Origin of the sequence: Azospirillum palustre (assembly GCF_002573965.1) — a bacterium.
Taxonomy (GTDB): domain Bacteria; phylum Pseudomonadota; class Alphaproteobacteria; order Azospirillales; family Azospirillaceae; genus Azospirillum; species Azospirillum palustre.
Map to the genome: position 1 here is coordinate 1,045,706 of NZ_PDKW01000043.1, position 23,968 is coordinate 1,069,673.

Annotated in this window: 23 protein-coding genes; 16 read left to right on the top strand and 7 right to left on the bottom strand. The window is 68.0% G+C overall.

Annotated elements, in window-relative coordinates; translation table 11 throughout:
- From CRT60_RS27310 to CRT60_RS27325, 4 genes are all read right to left on the bottom strand, one after another.
- Window positions 1–681 carry a carbonic anhydrase gene (locus tag CRT60_RS27310; RefSeq protein ID WP_098741054.1) on the bottom strand — a complete coding sequence of 227 codons (681 nt, stop codon included), beginning with the start codon at window positions 679–681 and terminating at the stop codon, window positions 1–3.
- 122 nt (window positions 682–803) lie between these two features.
- On the bottom strand, window positions 804–1,397 hold the full coding sequence (locus CRT60_RS27315) for a UbiX family flavin prenyltransferase (protein WP_098739640.1): 594 nt from the start codon (window positions 1,395–1,397) through the stop codon (window positions 804–806).
- A 64-nt stretch (window positions 1,398–1,461) separates the two neighbouring features.
- A complete protein-coding gene (locus CRT60_RS27320; RefSeq protein ID WP_098741055.1) occupies window positions 1,462–2,076 on the bottom strand; it encodes a DUF1013 domain-containing protein in 615 nt (204 codons plus the stop codon).
- 285 nt (window positions 2,077–2,361) lie between these two features.
- Complete coding sequence (locus tag CRT60_RS27325) at window positions 2,362–3,378, bottom strand: NAD(P)H-quinone oxidoreductase (RefSeq protein WP_098739641.1); 1,017 nt, start codon at window positions 3,376–3,378, stop codon at window positions 2,362–2,364.
- Between the two features lie 119 nt (window positions 3,379–3,497).
- Here CRT60_RS27325 and CRT60_RS27330 point away from each other — a divergent pair, with 119 nt between their 5' ends.
- Window positions 3,498–3,695 (top strand): DUF1192 family protein, encoded by a 198-nt coding sequence (locus tag CRT60_RS27330; RefSeq protein WP_098739642.1) that lies wholly within the window; start codon window positions 3,498–3,500, stop codon window positions 3,693–3,695.
- 63 nt (window positions 3,696–3,758) lie between these two features.
- On the opposite strand, the gene CRT60_RS27335 is transcribed toward CRT60_RS27330, so the two are convergent.
- Window positions 3,759–4,571, bottom strand: a complete 813-nt coding sequence (locus CRT60_RS27335; protein ID WP_098739643.1) for a DUF2189 domain-containing protein — start codon at window positions 4,569–4,571, stop codon at window positions 3,759–3,761.
- Window positions 4,572–4,748: 177 nt separating this feature from the next.
- Window positions 4,749–4,931 (bottom strand): DUF4169 family protein, encoded by a 183-nt coding sequence (locus CRT60_RS27340; protein WP_098739644.1) that lies wholly within the window; start codon window positions 4,929–4,931, stop codon window positions 4,749–4,751.
- A gap of 276 nt (window positions 4,932–5,207) precedes the next feature.
- Between CRT60_RS27340 and CRT60_RS27345 the strand changes: the two genes are divergently transcribed.
- From CRT60_RS27345 to CRT60_RS27385, 9 genes are all read left to right on the top strand, one after another.
- Window positions 5,208–8,471, top strand: coding sequence for an AsmA family protein (locus CRT60_RS27345; protein WP_098739645.1), 3,264 nt, complete (start codon window positions 5,208–5,210; stop codon window positions 8,469–8,471).
- A gap of 115 nt (window positions 8,472–8,586) precedes the next feature.
- Window positions 8,587–8,964 carry an accessory factor UbiK family protein gene (locus CRT60_RS27350; RefSeq protein WP_098739646.1) on the top strand — a complete coding sequence of 126 codons (378 nt, stop codon included), beginning with the start codon at window positions 8,587–8,589 and terminating at the stop codon, window positions 8,962–8,964.
- Window positions 8,965–9,188: 224 nt separating this feature from the next.
- Window positions 9,189–9,692: a type III secretion system chaperone family protein gene (locus tag CRT60_RS27355; protein WP_098739647.1), complete on the top strand. Its 504-nt coding sequence runs from the start codon at window positions 9,189–9,191 to the stop codon at window positions 9,690–9,692.
- A 72-nt stretch (window positions 9,693–9,764) separates the two neighbouring features.
- Window positions 9,765–10,589, top strand: coding sequence for a pyrroline-5-carboxylate reductase (proC, locus tag CRT60_RS27360; RefSeq protein ID WP_098739648.1), 825 nt, complete (start codon window positions 9,765–9,767; stop codon window positions 10,587–10,589).
- An 11-nt stretch (window positions 10,590–10,600) separates the two neighbouring features.
- Window positions 10,601–11,083 carry a YbaK/EbsC family protein gene (locus CRT60_RS27365; RefSeq protein WP_098739649.1) on the top strand — a complete coding sequence of 161 codons (483 nt, stop codon included), beginning with the start codon at window positions 10,601–10,603 and terminating at the stop codon, window positions 11,081–11,083.
- Between the two features lie 78 nt (window positions 11,084–11,161).
- A complete protein-coding gene (locus tag CRT60_RS27370; protein WP_098739650.1) occupies window positions 11,162–11,848 on the top strand; it encodes a TetR family transcriptional regulator in 687 nt (228 codons plus the stop codon).
- Between the two features lie 173 nt (window positions 11,849–12,021).
- Window positions 12,022–12,456, top strand: coding sequence for a phasin family protein (locus CRT60_RS27375; RefSeq protein WP_098739651.1), 435 nt, complete (start codon window positions 12,022–12,024; stop codon window positions 12,454–12,456).
- A 149-nt stretch (window positions 12,457–12,605) separates the two neighbouring features.
- On the top strand, window positions 12,606–12,941 hold the full coding sequence (locus tag CRT60_RS27380; protein WP_098741056.1) for a tRNA-binding protein: 336 nt from the start codon (window positions 12,606–12,608) through the stop codon (window positions 12,939–12,941).
- A 252-nt stretch (window positions 12,942–13,193) separates the two neighbouring features.
- Window positions 13,194–15,140: a methyl-accepting chemotaxis protein gene (locus CRT60_RS27385; protein ID WP_244592785.1), complete on the top strand. Its 1,947-nt coding sequence runs from the start codon at window positions 13,194–13,196 to the stop codon at window positions 15,138–15,140.
- 109 nt (window positions 15,141–15,249) lie between these two features.
- Here the strand turns inward: CRT60_RS27385 and CRT60_RS27390 are convergent, their stop codons facing one another.
- The gene (locus CRT60_RS27390) at window positions 15,250–15,987 is read right to left on the bottom strand and encodes a response regulator transcription factor (protein ID WP_244592786.1); all 738 of its coding nucleotides are present in this window, start codon (window positions 15,985–15,987) and stop codon (window positions 15,250–15,252) included.
- Window positions 15,988–16,938: 951 nt separating this feature from the next.
- Between CRT60_RS27390 and CRT60_RS27395 the strand changes: the two genes are divergently transcribed.
- The 6 genes from CRT60_RS27395 (at window position 16,939) to CRT60_RS27420 (ending at window position 23,950) form a co-directional block, all read left to right on the top strand.
- On the top strand, window positions 16,939–17,580 hold the full coding sequence (locus tag CRT60_RS27395) for a response regulator transcription factor (RefSeq protein WP_098739653.1): 642 nt from the start codon (window positions 16,939–16,941) through the stop codon (window positions 17,578–17,580).
- Between the two features lie 333 nt (window positions 17,581–17,913).
- Complete coding sequence (locus tag CRT60_RS27400) at window positions 17,914–18,558, top strand: tetratricopeptide repeat protein (protein ID WP_098739654.1); 645 nt, start codon at window positions 17,914–17,916, stop codon at window positions 18,556–18,558.
- A gap of 8 nt (window positions 18,559–18,566) precedes the next feature.
- Window positions 18,567–19,934 (top strand): outer membrane protein assembly factor BamB family protein, encoded by a 1,368-nt coding sequence (locus tag CRT60_RS27405; RefSeq protein WP_098739655.1) that lies wholly within the window; start codon window positions 18,567–18,569, stop codon window positions 19,932–19,934.
- A gap of 41 nt (window positions 19,935–19,975) precedes the next feature.
- Window positions 19,976–21,370 carry a ribosome biogenesis GTPase Der gene (der, locus tag CRT60_RS27410; RefSeq protein WP_098739656.1) on the top strand — a complete coding sequence of 465 codons (1,395 nt, stop codon included), beginning with the start codon at window positions 19,976–19,978 and terminating at the stop codon, window positions 21,368–21,370.
- 473 nt (window positions 21,371–21,843) lie between these two features.
- The gene (locus CRT60_RS27415; RefSeq protein WP_098739657.1) at window positions 21,844–22,866 is read left to right on the top strand and encodes a Fe(3+) ABC transporter substrate-binding protein; all 1,023 of its coding nucleotides are present in this window, start codon (window positions 21,844–21,846) and stop codon (window positions 22,864–22,866) included.
- Window position 22,867: 1 nt separating this feature from the next.
- Window positions 22,868–23,950 carry an ABC transporter ATP-binding protein gene (locus CRT60_RS27420; RefSeq protein ID WP_098739658.1) on the top strand — a complete coding sequence of 361 codons (1,083 nt, stop codon included), beginning with the start codon at window positions 22,868–22,870 and terminating at the stop codon, window positions 23,948–23,950.
- Window positions 23,951–23,968: the final 18 nt, after the last annotated feature.

Consider the following 23,968-nt stretch of genomic DNA (forward strand, 5'->3'; position numbering starts at 1 on the left):
TCACTCGACCGGCTGGAACAGTCGGGTGACGGGATGGATCGCCCACATCTCGCCCGATTCGATGTCGAACCACCAGCCATGGATGTTGAGGATGCCGGCCTCCACCCCTTCGCGGACGAAGGGGAAGGTCATCAGGTTCTCGACCGAGGCTCGGACCGCGGCGCGTTCGATCACTGCCGGCGTGTTCTGTAATTTCTCCGCATCGGCGCGCGCCTGCTCGGAACCTTCCGGCCCGACATAGGGGTCGAGCGCCGAACCGGCGATGGACACCCAGGGGGAGACGAAATCGTCCTCCGCCTTCTGCCCGGCGCGCAGCCGGATCAGGCCCTGTATGCCGCCGCACTTGGCATGGCCCAGCACGATGATCTCCGACACCTTCAGCGCCTTGACCGCATATTCGATGGCGGCCGAGGTGCCGTGATAGGCGCCGTCGGGCTGGTAGGGCGGGACGAGGTTGGCGACGTTGCGCACGACGAACATCTCGCCGGGTTCCGCCATCGTCAGCAGCGCCGGGTCGACGCGGCTGTCGGAGCAGCCGATCAGCAGAACCTCCGGGTGCTGTCCTTCGGTCGCCAACTGCCGCATGCTGTCGGGGCGCCGCTCGTAATAGCGGGCACGGAATGCCTTGATGCCGGCCAGAAGCTGGCGGATGGGCTCGGACGGTTTGCTGCTGAAGGGCATGATGGGCTTTTCCCCTTTGGCGCCGGCCGGCGGCGATGCCGGTTCCGCGTCGTGGTGCATCGACAGCGGTATAATGGCATTGCGCCCGCGCTCCAAGCCACCTGTTAGGCGACGGCCGCGGGTCAGGTGTCTCCCTGACGTTCGCCCCAGCGCCGCAGGTTTCCCGCGTCCAGCCCGAACAGGTCCAGCACCCGGCCAACGGAGTGGTCGACCAGATCGTCGATGCCCTGCGGCCTGGCATAAAAAGCCGGGACCGGCGGCGCGATCACCGCTCCCATTTCGGCCAGCGCGGTCATGGTTCGCAGGTGACCCAGATGCAGCGGGGTCTCCCGCACCATCAGCACCAGCCGGCGCCGTTCCTTCAGCGCCACGTCCGCCGCCCGCGTCAGCAGGGTGGAGGTGACGCCGCTGGCGATCTCGCTCATCGTCCGGACGGAGCAGGGGGCGACCACCATGCCGAGCGTGCGGAAGCTGCCGCTGGACACGGCCGCGCCGATGTCGGCGGCGGCATAGCTGACATCGGCCAGCGCCCGCAGCTCGGCCACCTTCATGGCGGCTTCATGCGCCAGCGTGACCTCGGCCGACCGGCTGACCACCAGATGCGATTCGACGCCGATCCGCCGCAGCGTCTGCAGCATGCGGATGCCGTAGATCACTCCCGACGCGCCGCTGATGCCGACGACGAGCCGGGGCGGAGGGATGGTGGGATCGGTCATGGCCGGATTCCAAACTCGCATCAAGCGGTATTCCCCCTCCCGCTCGGGGAGAGGGACACCCCCCTCAGTGCGCGTCTTCCTGTTCGGAATAGCGGTCGTCCTCGCGGCCTTCGCCGTAGAAGTCCTCGGCGGCGTCCTCCGGGGCACGCGGCACGCCGCCGCGGCGGATCGCCAGCGCCAGCGCCTCTTCCAGCTCGCGCTGGGAGCAGAGGCCCAGCATCACCGGGCCGCGCGGCTTGATGTTGGCGACATTCCAGTGGGTACGGTCGCGCACCGCGGCGATGGTCGGCTTCGTGGTGCCGATCAGGCGGCAGACCTGGGCGTCCGACAGCTCCGGATGGTGCTTCAGCAGCCAGGCGATGGCGTCGGGCTTGTCGCCGCGCTTGGTGATCGGGGTGTAGCGCGGACCCTTGGAGCGGGAGGCGACCTGCGGCAGGTCGGCGACCAGAAGCTTCAGGCGCAGGTCCTGATTCTTCTCGCAGCGCTCGATCTCGTGCTTGGTCAACTGGCCGTTGGCGATGGGGTCCAGCCCCACCATGCCGACCGCGACCTCGCCGTCGGCGATGGCCTGGACTTCCAGCGAATGCATGCCGCAGAAGGCGGCGATCTGCTCGAAGGACAAGGACGTGTTCTCGACCAGCCAGACGGCTGTCGCTTTCGGCATCAAGGGCAGAGCCATCATCCCTCCTGACAAACTTCTTTACCGGCCGCACCCGCTGGCGGGTGGTGCGGCCGGTCGTTCTAACTGGTTATGCGGCGCGGGGGCGGCTTCGCGACCCGGCTTCGCGACTTCGGGGGCGGCCGCCCCATTCTCGTCACCACGATATAGGGCGAATGCCGGTCCGCGTAAGCATGCTTGCGCAGGCGCACCGGGAAATCCCGGCCGCCCGCTCGCCTCTGCTAACCTGTCTTGGCAGCGTATGGCAAGCCCGACGGCGCCGCAGCGGCGAAGAAAAGCGCAAAATCAGGCGGCGTCCGGCCCCACCGTCAGCACGATCTTGCCGATATGCGCGCTGCTTTCCATCAGCCGGTGCGCCTCGTCCGCCTGTTCCAGCGGGAAGGTGGCGTGGATCTGCGGCTTGATGCCGCCGGTCTCCAGCAGCGGCCAGACATGCTCGCGCAAGGCGGTGGCGATGCGGCCCTTCTCCGCCACCGGGCGGGCGCGCAGCGTCGATCCGGTCAGGGTCAGCCGCTTGGTCATCACCGGAGCCATGTTCAGCGACACCTTCGCCCCCTGCAGGAAGGCGATGGAGACGTGGCGGCCGTCCACCGCCATGATGTCGATGTCGCGGGCGATGTAGTCGCCGCCGACCATGTCCAGCACCACATCGACGCCGCGACCGCCGGTCGCCTCGCGGATCGCCGCGACGAAATCCTCGGTCCTGTAGTTGATGGCGCGGTCGGCCCCCAGTTCCTCGCAGGCGCGGCACTTGTCGTCGCTGCCGGCGGTGGTGAACACCGTCGCACCGAAGGCCTTGGCCAGCTGGATGGCGGTGGTGCCGATGCCGCTCGATCCGCCATGGATCAGCAGGGTCTCGCCACGCTTCAGGGCGCCGCGCTCGAACACGTTGGTCCAGACGGTGAAGAAGGTTTCCGGCACCGCCGCCGCCTCGACCATCGACAGCGGGCCCGGCACGGGCAGGGCCTGCACCGCCGGCACCACGCAATATTCGGCATAGCCGCCGCCGGCTACCAGCGCGCAGACCCTGTCGCCGCTGGCCCAGCTCTCCACCCCCTCGCCGATGGCGATCACCGTGCCGGACAGCTCAAGCCCCGGCAGGTCCGATGCGCCCGGCGGCGGGTCGTAGCGGCCCTGGCGCTGCAGCGTGTCGGGGCGGTTCACGCCGGCGGCGGCGACTTCCACCAGGATTTCGCCGGGGCCGGGCACCGGGGCAGGGCGGCGGGCGGGGCGCAGCACCTCCGGCCCGCCGGGCTGGGTGATCTCGACGCAGCGCATGCTGTCGGGCAAGCTTAGGCCCATGGCGGTCGTCCCTTCGGTTTTGTCTGTTTGGCAATGTCCGGCCCGAAAGGTAGATTTGCCCAACCGGTCTGACAAGCCGGACAACGGATTGAAAACACGGCAGGGGGAGGGACCCGATCATGGCCATCGACGAGCGTTTCGAGGATCTGGAGCCGCGCAAGACCAAGCCGGCGCCTAAGGACCTGACCGTGATGGGCGTGGCCGAGATCGAGGCCTACATCGCCACGCTGGAGGCGGAGATCGCCCGCGCCCGCGCCGCCATCGCCGCCAAGCAGGCGCAGAAATCGGCGGCCGAGGCCTTCTTCAAGAAGGGGTGAAAAAAGCCCCTCTCCCGCCGGGGGAGAGGGGCTTCGTCTGCTTGCGGAGTGGAGTGTCCTGCGTCACCGCCCGATGCCGACCAGATCGCGGTAGCAATGCCAGGAGGCATGCCCGACGACCGGCAGGGCGATGGCCAGCCCGAGGAAGCCGGTGACCATCCCGGCGCTCATGAACAGGGCGATCAGGAAGCCCCAGGCGATCATCGGTTTGACGTTGGCGCGCACCACCGCGATGCTGGTCGCCATGGCGGTGAAGACGTCGGTCTCACGGTCCAGAAGCATCGGCACCGACACCACGGCAATGGAGAACACCGCCGTCGCGATGATCCCGCCGAACACCGTCCCGGTCAGCAGGAAGGGGATGGTCTCCGCCGAGAAGAAGATGCGGTCGACCAGCTGGTCCAGCGCCGGCGGTTCGCCGGAGAAGAACAGGGCGAAGATCAGGAAGGCGATGCGGATCCAGGCCAGCAGCGCCAGCATCAGCACCATGCCGATCCCGGCGATCTGCACCCCGTTGCGGCGATAGGCGGCAACCACCTTGGCCAGCGTCGGCCGCTCACCCAGCTCCAGCAGGCGGCTGGTCTCATAGAGCCCGACGGCGAACAGCGGCCCGACGAGCATGAAGCCCGCCGCCATCGGCAGCAGCAGATATTCCATCTCCAGCGTCGCCAGCCCGACCAGCAGCACCAGGCTGGAGATCACCGCCAGCGCGCCGTAGGCGAAGCTGATGCCGGGGGCGGCCATCATGTCCTGCCAGGCCGATGCCAGCCAGACCCAGGGCCTGTCCATCTCGACCGAGCGGATTGCCGGCAGCCAGTTGGGGGTTTGCGTCTGAGGCGTCTGCACCGAACCGCGAAAAGACGTCATGTCGACCATGAAGACGGCCCTCCCCATCAGCCTAGGAAAGCGCCGGCAGGCGCCCATGACCAGCACTGTCACACAACCGCCCCGATAGTCGCAATAGGGAACTATCGGCATACCCAATAGTAACAAAAAAGCAGAGGTTATTCCCACCCCGCAACTTGGTCTTTTCCGTGCTTTCGGCTTATGCGGTCAGTCCTTCCCGTCCAGCTTATGCCCATCCAAAGTCTGAGTGCGCCGCTCGGCGTCCTTGCGGTCGCGCTCCTTCTCCGCCTTGGTGCGGCCGAATCGGGCCCGATTCGCCTCCGCTTCCCTGGCGCGCTCCGCCTTGTCGCGGGTCTTGCGGAAACGGTTGAGGTTGACCACGTCGCCCATGGCACGGTCTCCGGTGGCTGTTTTCAGGGGGTTCGGCGCCGCACGGCCGATTCCGGCGGGCGGCGGGACGAAAAAACTTTGCGAAAAATCCGGGCAGATCCCGACTTGGCCGTGGGATTGCCCAAATTGCTTGTTTCTTCTGCGGGCGCTAGCTTACCGAAGGATGGCGCGCACCGGAAGCGGACGGTGCGGTGGGTGGGGGAACTGGTCTTTGTATAGACGTGGCAAAGGGGCGCGGCCGACGACAGTGCCGGTCGCAGGGAAGGCGGAAACCCGGTGAAGAAGATCCTGATCGCTGCACTGGCCGGACTGGCGGTTTCGGCCGGTCTGCTGCTGGCGGCGCCGAGCCTCATCGACTGGAACGCCTACAAGGGCATCATCGCCGAGCGGGTGTCGCAGGCGACCGGCCGGCAGGTGGAGTTGCGGGGCGACGTCGGCTTCACCCTGCTGCCGTCGCCGGCGCTGACGGTGCGCGACGCCCGGCTCGCCAACGCCGCCGGCGCCGCCGAACCCGACATGGTGCGCCTGAAGAAGCTCGACGCCCGGGTGGCGCTCGGCCCGCTGCTGGGCGGCCGCGTCCAGGTCGAAAGCATCGCGCTGGTCGAACCCACCTTCGTCGTCGAGGTGCTGAAGGACGGCCGCATCAACTGGGACCTGTCCACCGCCGGCACCCACGGCGACGACGGGCTGGGGGCGGCCGAGGGGCTGGTCTCCGCCGTCAGCTTCGATCAGGTGCTGATCGACAACGGCACGATCATCTACCGCGACGACCGCAACGGCCGGACCGAGACGGTGGCCGGCCTCAGCGCCCGCATCGCCGCCGGCAGCCTGAACGGCCCCTTCCAGATCCAGGGCGACTTCCGCCTGCGGGGCCTGTCCCTGCATGGCGAGGCGACTGCCGGCCGCTTCACCGAAGGAGCGGCGGTGCCGGTGCGCGCCACCCTGTCGATGCCGCACACCGATGCCACCCTGCGCTTCGCCGGCATCCTGACCGGCGGCGGCAACAGCGGGAACGGGTCGAAGGTCCAGGGCGATCTGCGCGCCGAGGGCAGCGACTTCGCCAAGCTGATCGACTCCCCCAAATCCTCCTGGGCCCCGGCGGCGCTGGCCCAGCCCTTCAGCCTGCGCTCGACGGTGGAGGCGGGGACCAGCCTCGCCACCTTCTCCGGGCTGGAAGCGCAGCTGGGCGAAACGCGCGCCACCGGCAACGCCACGCTCCGCGTCGGCGATCCCGCCAAGCGCGAGGAGCCGCGCACCGAACTGACCCTCGCCGTCAACCGTCTCGACCTCGATGCCTGGCTGGCCCAGGGCGCGCGCAGCGTCGGCAACACCGTGTCGGCCCCATCCGCCGCGTCCGGCACCGTGGACGCTTCCGGCGGCGGCAAGGCGCAGTCCCTGTCCATCGTGCTGCCGGCCGGGGTGGAGGCCAAGCTGGACGTCGCCATCGACGCCATCGCCTACAACCGCGGCGTGGTGCGGCAGGGCCGGATCGAAGCCAGCCTCTCCGGCGGCCGGCTGAACATCGACCGCGTCAGCGCGCTTCTGCCCGGCGGCTCCGACTTCGTCGCGGCGGGGGAGGTGACGACGCCGGGCGGCCAGCCGACGCTGGACGTGCGGATGGAGGCGAACGCCGACAACCTGCGCGCCCTGCTGGACTGGGCAAAGCTCGACCTGCACGGCGTCCCGGCCGACCGGCTGCGCCGCGCCTCGCTGTCGGGCCGTCTTCAGGGCCATGCCGACCGTTTCGAGCTGTCGGGCCTCGATTTCCGCTTCGACAGCAGCCGCCTCAGCGGCGCCATCGCCTATGTCGACCGCGGCCGTCCCGCCTTCGGCGCCCGGCTGGAACTCGACCGTCTGAACCTGGACGGCTACCTACCGGCCGATCCCGCGACCGCCCAGGCGGCCTCCCAGGGTCCTTCCCCGACCGCTGCCCAGCCGGCCAACCGCGCCGTCGGTCCGCGCAACGGGACCGCCACCGGCTCCACCGGCTCCGCCCAGACGCAGCAGCGCATGCTCGGCCTTGCCGACGCCAACCTCGATCTGCGGGTCGGGCAGCTCACTGTGGGCGGGCTGCCGGTGCAGGGGCTGCGCTTAGACGCCACGGTCGCCTCCGGTGCGCTGACGGTGCGCGAGGCCAAGGTGGACGACATCGCCGGCCTCCAGGCCCGCATCGACGGTCAGGTCGCCAGCCTGATTCCGCTGCGCGGCGTCAACCTCGCCCTGACGGCCGACGCCAAGTCGCTGGGCGGCCTGCCCAGTGCCGTATCGTGGCCGCGCGGCCTGCCGGTGCCGGAGAGGCTGGGCGCCGTCAGCGCCAAGGCGCGGCTGGCCGGCGACGGCGAGCGGCTGGCTGTGGAGGCCTCGGCAGGCATGCTCGGCGGCACGCTGGAGGCCGGCGGCGTTCTGCTCGGGCTGGATCGCACGCCCAGCGCCGACCTCAAGCTGCGCCTCACCCATCCGGAGATGGGGCGGATCGCCGCCCTGTTCACCGACACCGGCCTGGCCCGCGCCTATGGTCCGCTCGATCTCTATGGCGAGCTGTCGGGTTCGGCGTCGTCGCCCACCCTGAACAACCTCCAGGGGCTGGTCGCCAGCGTGCCCCTGCGCGGCAAGCTGGTGCTGGACCGCAAGGCTGAACGCCCCGCTTTCCAGGCCGACATCCAGACCGGCGACCTCGACCTCGACCGGCTGCGCAACGCCCCGCTAGTCGGCGACGGCGCCGGTCGTCCTGCCGCCGCTGGCGATTCCGCCGCAACGCCGGCCGACCCGCTGTCCGACCTTGCCTGGATGCAGTCGCTGGATGGTCGCCTCGGTTTGACCTCCACCTCCCTGACGGTGGGCGGGCAGCGCATCGCCCAGCCGGCGCTGCGGGCGACCCTGTCCAAGGGCGTCGCGACGCTGGAACAGCTGGACGGCGAGTGGCAGGGCGGCCAGATCGGTCTCAGCGGCCGTCTCGCCACCGCGGCCGGGCAGGAGCCGAAGCTCGACGCCGATCTCACCGTCATCAAGGCCGACACGGGCAATGCGCTGTCCGGCCTCACCGGGCTCGGCCTCAGCGGCGGCACTGTCGATCTCGACGTGACCCTGTCGGGCAGCGGCCATGGCGACGCGCTGCTCCGCAGCCTGACCGGCCGTGGCCGGGCGGTGGCGTCGGGCGGCGTGCTGCGCGGCGTCGACCTCGCGGCATTGCGCAGCCGCCTGGCCGGGGTGGAGCGCACGCAGGAGGTGCTGACCGCGGTTGCCGGCGCGCTCCAGGGCGGGGAGACGAAGCTCGACCGGCTCGACGCCCGTTTCGCCATCGACAACGGGGTGATCCGCACCGAGGACGCCCGCCTGACCACCGCGCCGGCCGACGGCACGCTGGCCGGCACCGTCTCGCTGGCAGAAGAGCAGGTGGATCTGGGTTTGACCCTGAAGGTGAAGACGGACGGCGACCTGCCGCCGCTGACCCTGCGCATGACCGGACCCTGGGCCGCTCCGACCCAGACCCTGGACCTGAAGGCGCTGCGCGACCGCTTCAACGCGGCGCCCGCGAAATGACGGCCGGCCCAAATAATGCCCCAGCGAAATTGACGGCCTGCCCACACGGCCAAGGGCGTTGAAGTCGCCGCGCGCGGCGTCCATAATGAACGAACGGTAACCGGAAGTCAGAGCGATGCAGGTGGACAACAGGATTTTGGACGATCTCGCCCGTGTGGCGGGTGGCGCTCTCGGCGCCTTCTCGTCCTTGCGCGAAGAGGCCGAAGGCCAGCTTCGTGCCCAGCTCGAACGTGTTCTGTCGCGGATGGACGTGGTCAGCCGCGAGGAATACGAGGCTGTCCGCGCCATGGCCGCCAAGGCCCGCGAGGAGCAGGAGGCGATGGCCGAGCGGCTGGCAGCCCTTGAGGCGACCGTCGCATCGTTGAGCGCCGCGAAGGCGCCGCTGCCGGTCCCGGTCGAGGCCGCCGGTGTCCCCGCCGTGGTCGAGGCCGATCCGGCGGACGCCAAGCCGGAAGAGGGCAAGCCCGGCAGCAGGGCCACCCCGGCCGCCTGAGCGTCGGCGCCGCCGCCCACACACCCGACGCCCCCTCCCGTCGTCCCTGTCCGCGCCGCTTCCCGCGGCCGGACGGGTGTGCGCCGGCGCCAGTCTCGCCCTCGATTCAGCCCGTTTTTTCATCATCTTGGGGTATTGGCCCGGACCGCGCGCTGTCGCCGGCGCGTCTCTTTCGGTCCAGGTGAACGGTACCGCCCATAGCGCCTTCACAGGAGGACGCGGACATGTCGGCAGTCGCCGTCGAGACCACCACTTCCGCCCACAATCCGCTCGACGTGGTCGAGGAGATCGTCACCGCCAACGAATGGCCCTTCGACCGCGCCACCGATGACGAGTTGGTCGTCGAGATCGGCGGGCGCTGGTGCGATTACCGGCTCTATTTCGTCTGGCAGCCGGACGTCGCCGCGATGCAGTTCTCCTGCCAGTTCGATATGAAGGTCCAGGCCGCCCGCCGCACCGCCGTCGCCGAACTGCTGGCCGAGGTCAACGGCCGCATGTGGCTCGGCCATTTCGACGTCTGCTCGGAAGAGCATACGCCGATGTTCCGCCAGACCATGCTGCTGCGCGGCGCGCGTGGCGCCGCGGTGGAGCAGCTTGAGGATCTGGTGGAGATCGCCCTGTCGGAATGCGAGCGCTTCTATCCCGCCTTCCAGTTCGTGATCTGGGGCGGGAAGTCAGCGTCGGAGGCGGTGTCCGCCGCCATTCTCGACACCATGGGCGAAGCGTGACAGGACAACTGGCGTAACAAGGCAAGATGCCTGGGCGGGAAAGCCCCGGCGAACCGGAGAGGGACAGGGTTCATGACGGCGGAATCGGGTGCGTCGCTGCTGTTGGTCGGCTGCGGGAAGATGGGCGGAGCGATGCTGGACGGCTGGCTTGCCGCCGGGACCGTGTCGCGCGTCATGGTGGTCGACCGCGCCGGCCTGCCGCAATCGGTGGCGGGCGACTCCCGGGTCACCTTGGCATCCGGTGCCGACGCCCTGCCGGACGGCTTCGTTCCCGACGTGGTCGTCCTGGCGGTGAAGCCGCAGGTGATGGAGGAGGCGCTGCCGTCCTACCGTGCCCTGGTCGGCCCCGGCACTGTCTTCCTGTCGATCGCCGCCGGCAAGACCATCGCTTATTTCGAACGGCTGCTGGGGGAGGGGGCGGTCGTCGTCCGCTCCATGCCCAACACGCCGGCCGCCATCGGCCGGGGCATGACCGTCGCCGTCGCCAACTCCCGTGTCAGCTCCGCCCAGCGCGACCTGTCCGACCGCCTGCTGCGCGCCGTCGGCGATGTCGCCTGGGTGGAGGACGAGGGGCTGCTGGATCCCGTCACCGCCGTGTCGGGCAGCGGCCCGGCCTATGTCTTCTTCCTGGTGGAGGCGATGGCCAAGGCCGGGGAGGCCGCCGGACTGCCGGCCGACCTGGCGATGCGGCTGGCCCGCGCCACCGTGTCGGGGGCCGGCGCCCTGCTTGACGCTTCGCCTCAGCAGGAGGCCGCCGATCTGCGCAAGGCGGTGACCAGCCCGAACGGCACCACCCAGGCAGCGCTCGAGGTGCTGATGGCGCCGGAAGGCGTGCAGCCGGTGATGACCGCCGCCATCGCCGCCGCCACCCGGCGGTCGCGTGAACTGGCGGGTTGAGGGATGCGGCCATGACGGTGCTCAGCCCGTCCGCCGCCCGCGTCCAGGCCCTGCTCGACAGCATCGGCCTCGGCCACCGCGTGGTCGAGCATGAAGGCAGCACCCGCACCTCGGAGGATGCCGCCAACGCCGTCGGCTGCGCGGTGACGCAGATCGCCAAGTCGCTGATTTTCCGTACGAAGGAGACCGGCCGCCCGGTTCTGGTCGTCGCCAGCGGCGCCAACCGGGTGGACGAGAAGGCGGTCGGCCGGCTGATCGGCGAGAAGATCGAGCGGGCCGATCCGGAGTTCGTCCGCGAATCGACCGGCTTCGCCATCGGCGGCGTTCCTCCCATCGGCCATGCCGTGCCGCCGCTGGTGCTGATCGACGACGACCTGCTGCGTCTGGAAACCATCTGGGCAGCGGCCGGTACGCCCAATGCCGTTTTCCGCCTGACTCCCGCCGATCTGGTCAGCATGACCGGCGGCCGGGTGGAAACTGTCCGCAAGGCATGATTGACCGGTTGGACGGGTGACGTTCGCCCGTCCACGCACCACCTTATAAGGCAATCCCTGTCGCCTGGAGGTGGTGCCATGTCCGACATGCCGTCCGACAAGCCTGAAGACAACAGCTTCCGCTCCGATCCCACGGATTCCGATTCGCTCGACCGCTCTGTTGCGGCGGCGGCGATGGGGCTGGCGGCCGAGAAGGGCTGGCGGCGCGTCGGCCTGCTGGAGGTCGCGCATACTGCCGGCATCCCGCTGTCCCGCTTCCATCATCGCTATCGCGGGCGCGCCGACGTGCTGGCGGCGGTATCGCGCGTCGCCGACGCCACCGTTCTGGCTGGCGACACTGCCGTCGATCCGACCGAATCGGCACGCGACCGCCTGTTCGACGTGATGATGCGCCGCTTCGACGCGCTTCGTCCCTATCGTGAGGGCTTGCGGTCCGTCGTGCGCGACCTGCCGGCCGATCCGGCGGCGGCACTTGCCTTTACCTGCGCCTTCGGCCGCTCCATGGCCTGGATGCTGCGCGCGGCGGGGATCGATCCCGACCGGCGCGGCGGCGCGGCACTCGTGGCCGGCCTCGGCACCGTTCATGCCCGCGTCATGCGGGTATTCCTCGATGACGACACCGCCGACCTGTCGCGCACCATGGCGGCGCTGGACAACGCCCTGCGCGGGGCGGAACGCTGGGGCGCGACCTTCTGCCGCTGGACCCGGCCGCGCGGGCCGCTCGGCAAGCAACCGGGAACAGAGTCCATGGCATCAGGCATTTAGCAACGGAGCAGCGAGCCAGGGCAGGGAGTTTTTCCCGCCAAGGTTATGCTGCGGCGCAAAAAAGCGGATTGACTAACTTTTCGGCACTCTTCATAGTCGGCCTCTGTAATGTTGCGACGCAACATGCCCGTATTCAGATACGGGTAGCAAACACCGATGCTGGGATGAGAAACATGGCCAAGATCAGCGGTAACCCCTTCCTCGAATTCGATCCGTCCAAGCTGATGGGCGACCTGAAGGTTCCGGGTGTGGACGTCGAGTCCATCATCGCCAGCCAGCGTCGCAACATCGAGGCGGTTACCGCCGCCAACCAGCTCGCCTTCGAAGGCTTCCAGGCCATCGTCCGCCGTCAGGCCGAAGTGCTGCGCACCGTCGCCGAGGACGTGAACCGCGCCGTCGGCGAGCTGACGGCTGCCGGTACCCCGGAAGAGAAGGCCGCCAAGCAGGCCGATCTGGTCAAGACCGCCTTCGAGAAGTCGCTGTCGAACATCCGCGAGCTGAGCGAGATGATCGCCAAGTCGAACACCGAAGCCGCCGAGATCCTGACCAAGCGCGTCTCGGACAGCCTGGACGAGGTCAAGGCCGCCATCGCCAAGGCGAAGGCCTGATCCTTTCCGATTTGCCGGAAATTTCGCGAAGAGGGGTCGCCAACCGGCGGCCCCTTTTTCGTTGGTGCCGCTACCTGCGCTTGCCCATTCCGATGCGGGTCCTGCCGCGCTACCCTGGCGCGGACCGCAAGAACCGCATCGGATCCGTCATGACCATCAGCTACGACGATTTCACCAAGGTCGACATCCGCGTCGGCACAATCCGCGCCGTCGAGGCTTTCCCCGAGGCGCGCAAGCCGGCCTATAAGCTGACCATCGATTTCGGCGGCGAGATCGGCACCAAACGCAGCTCGGCCCAGATCACCGGCCACTATGCCGCCGATGCGCTGGTCGGCCGTCAGGTGCTGGCGGTGGTCAATTTCCCACCCAAGCGCATCGGCCCCTTCACCAGCGAGGTGCTGTGCCTCGGCCTGCCCGATGCAGAAGGCGCGGTGGTTCTGGTCGGCCCGGATCATGCGGTGCCGGACGGCGCCCGGCTGTTCTGAAATCGCACAAGTCATTTTTGCAAGGTATGTGGGTTCGAAAGTACCGCGAGGCTACGGCCCGCATGCGTGTGACGCAATCGTGACAGGCGAACCGTTGCATTTGATGTAAATCATATGACGGCAGTCCAATTCCGGATGACATGCCGCACGTGACTGTGAACCAGCACTTGCAACATGCTCATCCGGTGGACGGTGGTGATGAACGTCATGCGCGCTTTTATCGGCCGGCTTTCGATTTCTACGAAAGTTACGATGTTGAATCTCGTCGGCATGCTGATCCTCAGCACGGCGATCCTGTTCGCGATCAGCCAGGTCATCGTCCGCGACCTGGAGCGTCAGGCGATCGAGATGCAACGCCTCAGCATGGACATCGCCTGGTCCTCGCTGCAGGAGCGCGGCGGCCACTTCACCATCGCCGACGGAAAGCTGCTGCTGGATGGCGTCGTGATGAACGACAACAATCTGGTGGTCGACAAGATCAAGCGCATCACCGGCGGCACCGCCACCCTGTTCCTGGGCGACCGCCGCATCGCCACCAACGTGATCGCCGCCGATGGCGCCCGCGCGGTCGGCACCACGCTGGCCCAGGGGCTGGCCTACGATTCGGTGCTGCGCCAGGGCATCCCCTACCGCGGCATGGTCGATATCCTGGGCGAGCCCTATTACGCTGCCTATGACCCGATCAAGGATGCCGGCGGCAAGACGGTCGGCATCCTCTATGTCGGCATCAAGAAGGCGGAGGTGTTCAAGACCTTCGACGACAGCATGCGCTTCGCCACCATGCTGGTGGTGCTGTGCGCCGTCGTGCTGGCGGTTCCGGGCTATCTGGTGTCGCGCCGGCTGCTGCGTCCGCTGGGCCAGCTCAGCCATGTGATGACCGCCCTGTCGTCGGGCGACCTGACCGCCACGGTGGCGGGTGCCGACCGGCTGGACGAGATCGGTGCCATGTCGCGCTCCGTCCTCGTCTTCCGCGACGGCATGGCCGAGGCCGAACGGCTGCGCGCCGAACAGGAGCGCCAGCGCACCGAAGGCGAGGCGCAGAAGCGCAAGGCCCTGCAATTGATGGCCGACACGGTGGAACTGGAAAGCCGCCATGCGGTGGAGCGGGTCGCCGCCCGCACGCAGGAGATGGACCAGAATGCCGGCGCCATGGCGACGTCGGCCGGGCTGGTCGGTGCCAACGCCCAGAACGTCGCCGCAGCTGCAGCCCAGGCGCTCAGCAACGCCCAGGCGGTGTCGTCCGCCGCGGAGCAGCTTTCCGCCTCCATCGAGGAGATCGGCACCCAGGTCGGCCATGCCGCTGGCGTCACCCGCGCCGCCGTCGCCGCCAGCAACCGGACCGAGACCACCATCGAGTCGCTGTCCTCGGCCGTCGGCCGCATCGGCGATGTGGCCGAACTGATCCAGGGCATCGCGGCCCAGACCAATCTGCTGGCGCTGAACGCCACCATCGAGGCGGCGCGGGCAGGGGAGGCGGGCAAGGGCTTCGCCGTCGTGGCGGGAGAGGTGAAGAACCTCGCCAACCAGACCTCGCGGTCGACCGAGGAGATCTCGCGCCTGATCGCCGAGATCCAGTCGGTCACCGCCCGCAGCGTGGAGGAGGTGCGCGATATCAGCCGCACCATCGGCGAGATCGACGCAATTTCCGGCACGGTCGCCGCCGCGGTGGAGCAGCAGGCGTCGGCGACCCAGGAGATTTCGCGCAACGTCGCCCAGACCGCCGGTGCCGCGACCGACGTGTCGACCCGGATCGACGAGGTGTCGCGCGAGGCCCAGGTGACGGAGGAGCGGGCCGACGTGCTGCGCGCCGGCGCGTCCGAGGTGACCCACAGCATCGACGAACTGATGCATGTGCTGGTCCGCGCCGTGCGCACGGCGACCGAGGATGTCGACCGCCGCAGCCTGCCGCGCTACCGCGTCGAGGCGCCCTGCACGGTGGAAGGGCCGGAAGTCCGTCTGACCGTCCGGCTGCTGGACATCTCCCGCCAAGGCGCGGCGCTTGCCGAGGCCGACGCGGTCGGTGCCCATGGCACCCTGCTGTTCGACAGCCTGGGCATGGCCTTGCCCTTTGAGGCTTTCAACCGGGAGGAGGGGGTGGTGCGCATCCGCTTCCGGCTGTCGGAGATCGACCGGCAGGCCTTCGACGTCCGCTTCGACCGATTCGAAGCGGCGATGGCCGAACGCCGCCTGACGGCCTGATCCCGGCTGTCAGGATGGGGCCGGCCGGAGGGCGGTGCCGGGGAACGGTGGCGGACCGCGCGGATCCCTGACGGTCCCGGCGCGGTTCCGATCTCCGCTTCGGGGTTCGTCAGACCCCGGCCCGGCGGACGGCGGCGTGGACATGCGGCGGAGTCATGCCGGTCCGCGCCTGCTCAAGGGCGCCCTGCTGGCGGGCGGCGAAGACACCCGCTTCCGTGCGGTTGCGGAAATGCAGCTTGGACAGCACGCTGCGCACCATCGACTTGATGACCGCTTCCGACAGGTCCAGCGCGTTGGCTATGGTCCGGTTGTTCATGCCCTCGCCCAGCAGGCGCAGCGTCTCGAACTCCGGGTCGGACAGGCGCGGCAACAGCGTCAGCCGGATCTCATCCACGCCCAGGCGCGACAGGAACTGCTTGGGCATCAGGCAATGGCCTTCCAGCCCGAGGTCGAGCAGCTCGTTGATGCGGTCGACGTTCAGATCCTCGAACACCCAGGCGTCGGCGAAGGCCAGGATATGAGCGGCGTCCAGCAGCTCGCGGGACGATAGCACGACGACGATCCGCGAGCGGCGCGACAACCGCAGATAGACCATCGGTTCATTCTCGCGCAATGCGGTGAACTGCTGCAATCCGATCAGGATCGCATCCGGCGTCAGTGCGCTCTGGGTCAGCTCCCCGATGTCGTGCAGGACCGTGACGCGATGGCGGCCGCCCCGGTCGAGCTGCTGGACCACGTTCTCGGTCAGCGCGTTGTTGTCGAGGATCAGGCAGACATGCATGGGAGTCACCGCGTTGCGGGTCTGGTGAGATGCTTTCTCATGGGCGTACTCATGGTGTGTGTGCATGGGTCAGCTCTGTCTGGAGGAGGCATCCACGGCCGGCCCGGCTCAGGGCATTGCCGCCTGCGTCTAAGGGTTGAGGGGGAACCGGCCGGTTGGCCCAGGCACGTCATGGATTGGGTCACGTCGTTACGGAATATTGCGGGGGTGAAAGTATTTGCGTGCGGACCGCAGACTCCCTCCTTGTCGGGATTCGGGAAGTCCTGTTCGCACCGCGTGATTTAGAAATGATTGGTGCTCTTCGTAAATCAGGCGATGGATGATCAGCCAAGATCGCTTCCCGTCTCCTTGTTGGTCGCCTCAGGTTTCGAAACGGTAACACCTATGGAATGATGTGTGCTGGCTGGGTCACACGGGAATGCGCGTTGGTACAGGCATCCTTCAGGACTATCCTTTCGGTTTCGCAACGGCTTTTCCCTCCTCTATTGCGTGCTCGAATCGGGATTAGCCGCATCCCTGCCACACGAACGCCGCAAAGATGGCAAGGTTCCAGAAAAATTCCCGTCGATAATGGAGACAGTGGGTCTCTGTTTGAATGAACCCGTCCGGATCGAATGAATCCAATGGATGTGCGCGATAACTCTATTCGCGGACGCAATAGACTCTATGACCTTAGGCCGAGCCGTTTCTTGCCGGTCGCATGACGAACGGTGCCTCGAAGGAGGGTGGCGGCTTCGAATGACCTATGGCCCTTGTCGGGATACAGAGCCCCTTCCGATCGTGGTATCAGATACTCAACACAGAGAAGAACAGCCCCACAACGGCAGACAGCCTTCCGGCCGATGTCCGAACGGGGCCGCAGCACAAATCGGCCACCAAGCCGTGCAAGCGGCATGAAATCGGTAACCCGGGTGCCGCGGGGGCGCACCGGGCAAGATCGACAACAAGCCCTGACGGGCGGTCGTCCGCAAAGCGGGCGGCACCGGCAAGGGCCGGCGAGCGAGGATGACGGGGACCATGAAGATTCTGATCGGGGACGACCATCTGCTGTTCCGCGAAGGCCTGCGGCGTCTGCTGGAACAACTGCAGGGCGATGCCAGCTTCGTGGAGGCCGGCACCTTCGACGAGGTTCTGGAGCAATGCCGCACCAGCGGCACCTTCGACATCATCCTGATGGATCTGCATATGCCGAACTGGCCGGGCTTCGACGGCCTGCGCGAGATCCAGGCTCTGCAGCCGGGTGTGCCGGTGGTTGTGATTTCCGCGTCGGAAGCGCTGGGTGACATCCGCGGCGCGCTCGACCATGGCGCGACCGGCTACATCCCGAAGTCGAGCAGCGTGAAGGTGATGATGGGCGCCCTGAACCTCGTGTTCTCGGGCGGCATCTACCTGCCGCCGGGCGCCCTGACCGCCAGCATGGACGCCGCCCCGCGCCGCCGGACCGTCGACATGTCCGACCGCAACGCCGGTTACGGCCTGACCCAGCGCCAGCGCGAAGTGCTGGAATGCCTGCGTCTCGGCAAGTCGAACAAGCAGATCGCCTATGAGCTGGGCCTGTCGGAAGGCACGGTGAAGATTCACGTCACCGCCATCTTCAAGTCACTGGGCGTCAAGAACCGCACCCAGGCCGTCATCGCCGCCGCTGCCATGTCGGCGTAAGCCGCCAAGATTACGTCGGCGTAAGCCGACCAGATTGCGTCGGGGTGAACCGCGAAGGCTCTCGATTGGAATCGACCGATTCGGGGCACGTCCGGGTCGTGGGACTGGGCTGCGGGGCATCGCCTCCGCGGCCCATTTTCTTTTGCCTGCGACCACATCCCCCCACCGCAAAACAGCCTGCCTCTTGACCGGGTGGGTTGCCCGATGCTATCCGCCCCTCTTGATCTTGTGGAATCATCCGTCCGGATTGCCGGCCGGCTGGGTTCCGCCTGACCCGCGCCGCCATCCGGGCCGTGCGCGAAGCCGCCACCGCAAGGACGCCACCGCAGCGCCATGAGCGATATTTTCCGCGAAGTCGACGAGGATCTGCGCCGGGACCGCGCGGAGCACCTGTTCAAGAAGTATGGCGGCGCCATGATCGCCGCGGCCGTCCTGGTCGTCGCCGGCACCGGCGGCTACAGCTTCTGGCGCCATTGGCAGGCACAGAAGAAGCAGGAGCAGACCGCCGCCCTCGTCACCGCCATTTCGCAGAGCGGCCAGGGGCCGGAGAAGGGTGTCGACGCGCTTGCCGCGTTCGCCGGCTCCGCCGATCCCAGCCTCGCCGCCATCGCCCAGTTCAACGCCGCGGCGCTGATGATCCGCCAGGGCAAGGGCGCCGACGCCGCGACCGTCTATGACGGCATCGCCGGCAACGCCTCCGTGCCTGCGCAGTACCGCGACCTCGCCACCCTGATGGGGGTGATGCAGCGTGCCGACGGCGGCGACCCGGCGCAGCTGACCGCGAAGCTGCAGCCGCTGACCGCCGACACCAGCCCCTGGCGCTTTTCGGCGCGCGAGCTGACGGCGATGCTGGCCGCCCGTGCCGGCGACACCGAGAAGGCGCGCACGCTCTACAAGCAACTGGCGGATGACCAGCAGGCCCCGTCGGGCGTGCGCGGCCGCGCCGCCGATCTCGCCTCCCTCTACGGCAAGGGCTGACCCGCGCCATGAAGACCAAGACCGAGAAGACCGCAATGGCCGGTTCGATCCGCCGCGCCGCGCTGCTGTCGGCATCGCTGCTGACCGTCCTGCTCGCCGGCTGCGACACCATCGACAGCTGGATGGGCAAGACCCCCGATCCGCCCCTGCCGGGCAAACGGGTCGCCGTGCTCCAGCGCGAGCGCAAGGTGGAGCCGGACGCCCAGCTCGCCGCCACCGCCGTCACCGTGCCGCCGCCGGTCGCCAACGCGTCCTGGGCGCAGCCGGGCGGCACGCCGGACCATGTGCTGGGCAATCTCGCCTTGTCGGCCAACCCGTCCGACGCATGGCGCGCCGACATCGGCGCCGGGTCCAGCAGCTCGCGCGCGCTGCTCGGCACGCCGGTGATCGCCGACGGCCGCATCTTCGCGATGGATGCCGATTCGCACGTCACCGCGCTGAACGAGCGCAGCGGCCAGTCGCTGTGGCGGTTCGATACCCGTCCGGAGAACGAGCGCGGCGGCGCCACCGGCGGCGGCGTCGCCTATGCCGACGGCCGCGTCTACGCCGCCACCGGCTTCGCCGAGGTGCTGGCGTTCGACGCCGGCAGCGGCAAGGTGCTGTGGCGCAAGCGCATCGCCGGCCCGGTCCGCGGCGCGCCGACGGTCGCCGGCGGCCGTGTGCTGGTCATCACGCTGGACAACCAGACCATCGCGCTGTCCACCGACGACGGTGCGGTGCAGTGGTCGCAGCAGGGCATCCTGGAGACCGCCGGCCTGCTCGGCGCCGCCAGCCCGGCCGCGACCGGCACGCTGGTCGTCTCCCCCTATTCCTCGGGCGAGCTGTTCGGCCTGCGTCCGGAAAACGGCCGTGTCGCCTGGCAGGACAGCCTCGCCAACATCCGCCGCAGCGGGGCGCTGAGCAATCTGGCCGACATCCGCGGCCTGCCGGTTGTCGACCGCGGCGCCGTCTATGCCATCGGCCATTCCGGCCGCATGGTCGCCATCGACGAGCGCATCGGCGCCCGCATCTGGGAAACGGAGATCGGCGGCGTCCAGACCCCCTGGCTGGCCGGCGATTACCTGTTCACCGTCACCAACGACCAGGAAGTGGTCGCGGTGGCCCGCCAGAACGGCAAGGTCCGTTGGGTGGCACCGCTTGCCCGCTTCACGGATCCGGAGGACAAGTCCGGCCCGATCGTCTGGTCCGGCCCGGTGATGGCGGGCAGCCGCCTGTGGGTCGCCGGCTCCAACGGCCAGCTGCTCGGCCTGTCGCCGTCCGACGGCAAGGTCGAGGTGACCCGTTCGTTGCCCACCGGTTCCTACTTGTCTCCGGTCGTTGCCAACAACACTCTCTATGTGCTGTGCGACAACGGAACGCTCGTCGCGTTCCGCTGATCGCGGATTTCCTCCGTCTGTTGTGAAAGGCCTTTGGCCCCATGTCGTTCACCGTGGTCCTCGTCGGTCGGCCGAATGTCGGCAAATCGACCCTCTTCAACCGTCTGGCCGGCAAGAAGCTGGCCCTGGTGGACGATACGCCGGGCGTCACCCGTGACTGGCGCTCGGCCCCGGCCCATGTCGGCGGCCTGTCCTTCACGGTGGTCGATACCGCCGGTCTGGAGGATGTGACCGACGACAGCCTGGAGGCGCGCATGCGCCGCCAGACCGAGCAGGCGCTTACCCGTGCCGACGTCGCCCTGTTCATCATCGACGCCCGTGCCGGCATTACCCCGCTGGACCGCCATTTCGCCAAGCTGCTGCGCCGGAGCAAGACCCCGGTGCTGCTGGTCGCCAACAAGACCGAGGGCAAGGCCAGCCAGCCCGGCATGTTCGAATCCTACGAGCTGGGTTTGGGCGATCCGATCCCGCTGTCCGCCGAGCATGGTGAGGGCATGGCCGATCTGGTCGAGGCCCTGCTGCCTTACGCTCCGCCCGAAGAGTCCAATGAGGCCGAGGACGCCGACGACGGATTCGACCCCTCCATCCCCATCGGCGACCAGCCCGAGCCGGAAGAGGATCGCACCAAGCCGATCCAGATCGCCATCGTCGGCCGTCCGAACGTCGGCAAATCGACGCTGCTGAACAGCCTGCTGGGCGAGGAGCGCGTGCTGACCGGACCCGAGGCCGGCATGACCCGCGACGCAATCGCCGTCGACTGGGAGTGGCGCGACCGCCGCTTCAAGCTGGTCGACACAGCCGGCATGCGCCGCCGCGCCCGCGTCGACGAGAAGGTCGAAAAGCTGGCGGTCGCCGACAGCCTGCGCGTCATCCGGATGGCGAATGTCGTGGTGCTGGTGGTCGACGCCGCCGCCATCCTCGACAAGCAGGATCTGACCATCGCCCGGCTGGTGATCTCCGAAGGCCGAGCTCTGGTGATCGCCGTCAACAAGTGGGATGCGGTCGAGGACCGCGCCATGGCGCTGCGTCAGGTCGAGGACAAGCTTGAGGCCGCGCTCGGCTACATCAAGGGGGTGAAGGTCGTCACCATCTCGGCGCTGAAGGGCCACAAGCTCGACACGCTGCTGGACGGCGTGCTGGAGACCTATACGGTCTGGAACCGCCGCATTCCAACCGCTCAGCTGAACCGTTGGATCGAAGGCGTTCTGGACCACCATCCGCCGCCCCTGGTGGAAGGCCGCCGGGTGAAGATCCGCTACGTCACCCAGGTGAAGACCCGTCCGCCGACCTTCGCGCTCTTCGTCAACAAGCCGCTGGATCTGCCGGAAAGCTACCAGCGTTACCTGACGACGCATCTGCGCGAGAGCTTCGACATGCCCGGCGTGCCGGTGCGCCTGCTTCTGCGCAAGGGCAAGAATCCGTACGCGGACGATTGATTCCGATGTCCCCTCTCCCCGATGGGAAGAGGGCTGCGACGAGCACCGGTAATGGTGTGGAGCGCGATCTGAAACGATCACGCTCCACACAAAGTTTTGCGATGACCTGCATCCGCCTGTCGGGCGGCTTTACATGGTGTCGATGGGAAGCGTCGCCCGCTGATTGAGCAGGCGCTGTTATCCGCCCGGTACCGGATTCCCAAGGGCGATTGTCCGCCGGCCCGCTCCTGAAATTTGGCCTCTACGGACTCAATCCCCCCGATCCCACCCCTTGATTGCGATCACCAGGATCGTCCGGGGCCTTACCATCGATCATCGCGGCGACCGATTTGAGAGCGGCCCTCTGTGACGGGGGGGGGCGCATCGCGCCGTGCGATTGCCTTTCCCAGGATAAATCCCGTCTCGACAGCGAAGCCTGCAACTGATATCCATTCTCATGAAATTGAGAGCCATTCGCAGTCCGGGAGTGATGGATGTTCATCGATAAGATCGCTGGGGTCGCTTTTGCCGTCGGTGCCTTGACCGCCTTTTCCGTGCAAGCGCAGGAAGTCAATGTCTACAATTCCCGACATTACAATACCGACCGCGCGATCTATGAAACCTTCACCAAGTCGACCGGGATCAAGGTCAACATTATTGAAGGCAACCATGATGAGCTGATCCAGCGCATGAAGTCGGAAGGTGCCAGTAGCCCGGCCGATCTGTTCATCACCGTCGATGCCGGGCGTCTGGCCGCTGCCGCCAAGGAAGGGCTGCTCGCCTCCGTCACCTCGCCGCAGCTCGATGCGATCAAGGTCCCGGCCAACCTGCGCGACCCGAACGGCGCCTGGTGGGGCCTGTCCAGCCGCGCCCGCATCGTCGTCTATGCCCGTGACCGGGTGAAGCCGGAGCAGATCAAGGATTACGAGGATCTCGCCAAGCCGGAGTGGAAGCACCGCGTGCTGACCCGCAGCGGCACCCATCCCTACAGCCTGGCCCTGACCGCCTCGATGATCGAAGCGCTGGGCGAGGAGAAGACGGAGGAGTGGGTCAAAGGTCTCGTCGCCAACCTCGCCCGCCCGCCGCAGGGCGGCGACACCGACCAAATCAAGGCGGTCGCGGTGGGTGAGGGCGATCTGGCCATCGCCAACACCTATTATGTCGGCAAGATGATCACCTCGGCCAAGCAGGAGGACCGGGAGATCGCGTCCAAGATCGGCGTGATCTTCCCCAACCAGGGCAACCGCGGCACCCATGTGAACCTCAGCGGCGCCGGCGTGGTGAAGACCTCCAAGAACCAGGATAACGCCCGCAAGCTGCTGGAATATCTGCTGAGCCCGGAGGCGCAGCGCCAGTTCGCCGACGGCAACATGGAATATCCGGTCAACCCGGCGGTCCAGCCGCATCCGGAACTGCTGAAGCTGGGCAACTTCAAGGCGGCCGAGGTGAATGCGGCCTCCTTCGCCGCCCACACGCCGCAGGCGCTGCGCATCATGGACCGTGCCGGCTGGAAGTAAGATGACAGAAGCCCTTTCTCCGTCCGCCCTTTCCCCGTCGGTCGTCCTCTCCGGCATCACCCACCTCTACGGTCGTGCCGACAGCGGCGTGACCGCGGTCGACGGCGTCTCGCTGTCGGTCGCCCCGCGCGAGGTGGTGTGCATCGTCGGCCCGTCCGGTTGCGGCAAGTCGACCTTGCTGCGCCTGATCAGCGGGCTTGAGGCGGTTCAGAAGGGCGAGATCGCGGTGGACGGGCAGGTGCTCGCCACCGCGGGCCGGTCGTTGCCGCCAGAAAAACGGCCGGTCGGCATGATGTTCCAGGACTTCGCGCTGTTCCCGCACCTGACGGTGGCGGGCAACATCGGCTTCGGCCAGACCGACCGTCCGCGCGCCGAACGCCGGCGCCGGGTGGACGAGTTGCTGGAGACCATGGCGCTGACCCGCTATGCCGATGCCTATCCGCACACTTTGTCGGGCGGCCAGCAGCAGCGGGTGGCGCTGGCCCGCGCCATGGCGCGCGATCCCAAGGTCCTGCTGCTGGACGAGCCGTTCTCCGCACTGGACGAGCAGCTTCGCCGTTCGGTGCGGGAGGAGGTGGTGCGGATCATCCGCGCCAGCGGCATCGCCACCGTCGTCGTCACCCACGACCCGGAAGAGGCGATGGAGATGGGCAACCGCGTGGTGGTGATGGAGGCCGGGCGGATCGTCCAGGCCGACACGCCGGTGACGCTCTATCAGCGCCCGGCCAACAGCTTCGTCGCCCGCCTGTTCGGCGAGGTGAACCGTTTCGAAGCGACGGTGCGCGACGGGCAGATCGTCACGCCGCTCGGCCGGATCATGGCCCCCGGCCTGCCGGGCGGAACGAAGGTCGAGGTCGCCTGCCGGGTCGAGGATCTGGAGCTGCTTCCGCCGGGCACCCGGCCCGATGCCGTTCCGGTGCGGGTGCGCCATTCCAGCTTCCTCGGGCCGGCGACGCGGGTGTGCCTGGATTTGGCCGGCTCGGAGATCCATGCACGCCTGCCCGGCCATGTGGACGTGCGTGCCGGCGAAGAGCTGTCCGCCGCGATGGCGGCCGAACGCGCGATGGTGTTCCCGGCAGAGTGAGCGGGGGTGGCGGGAGGC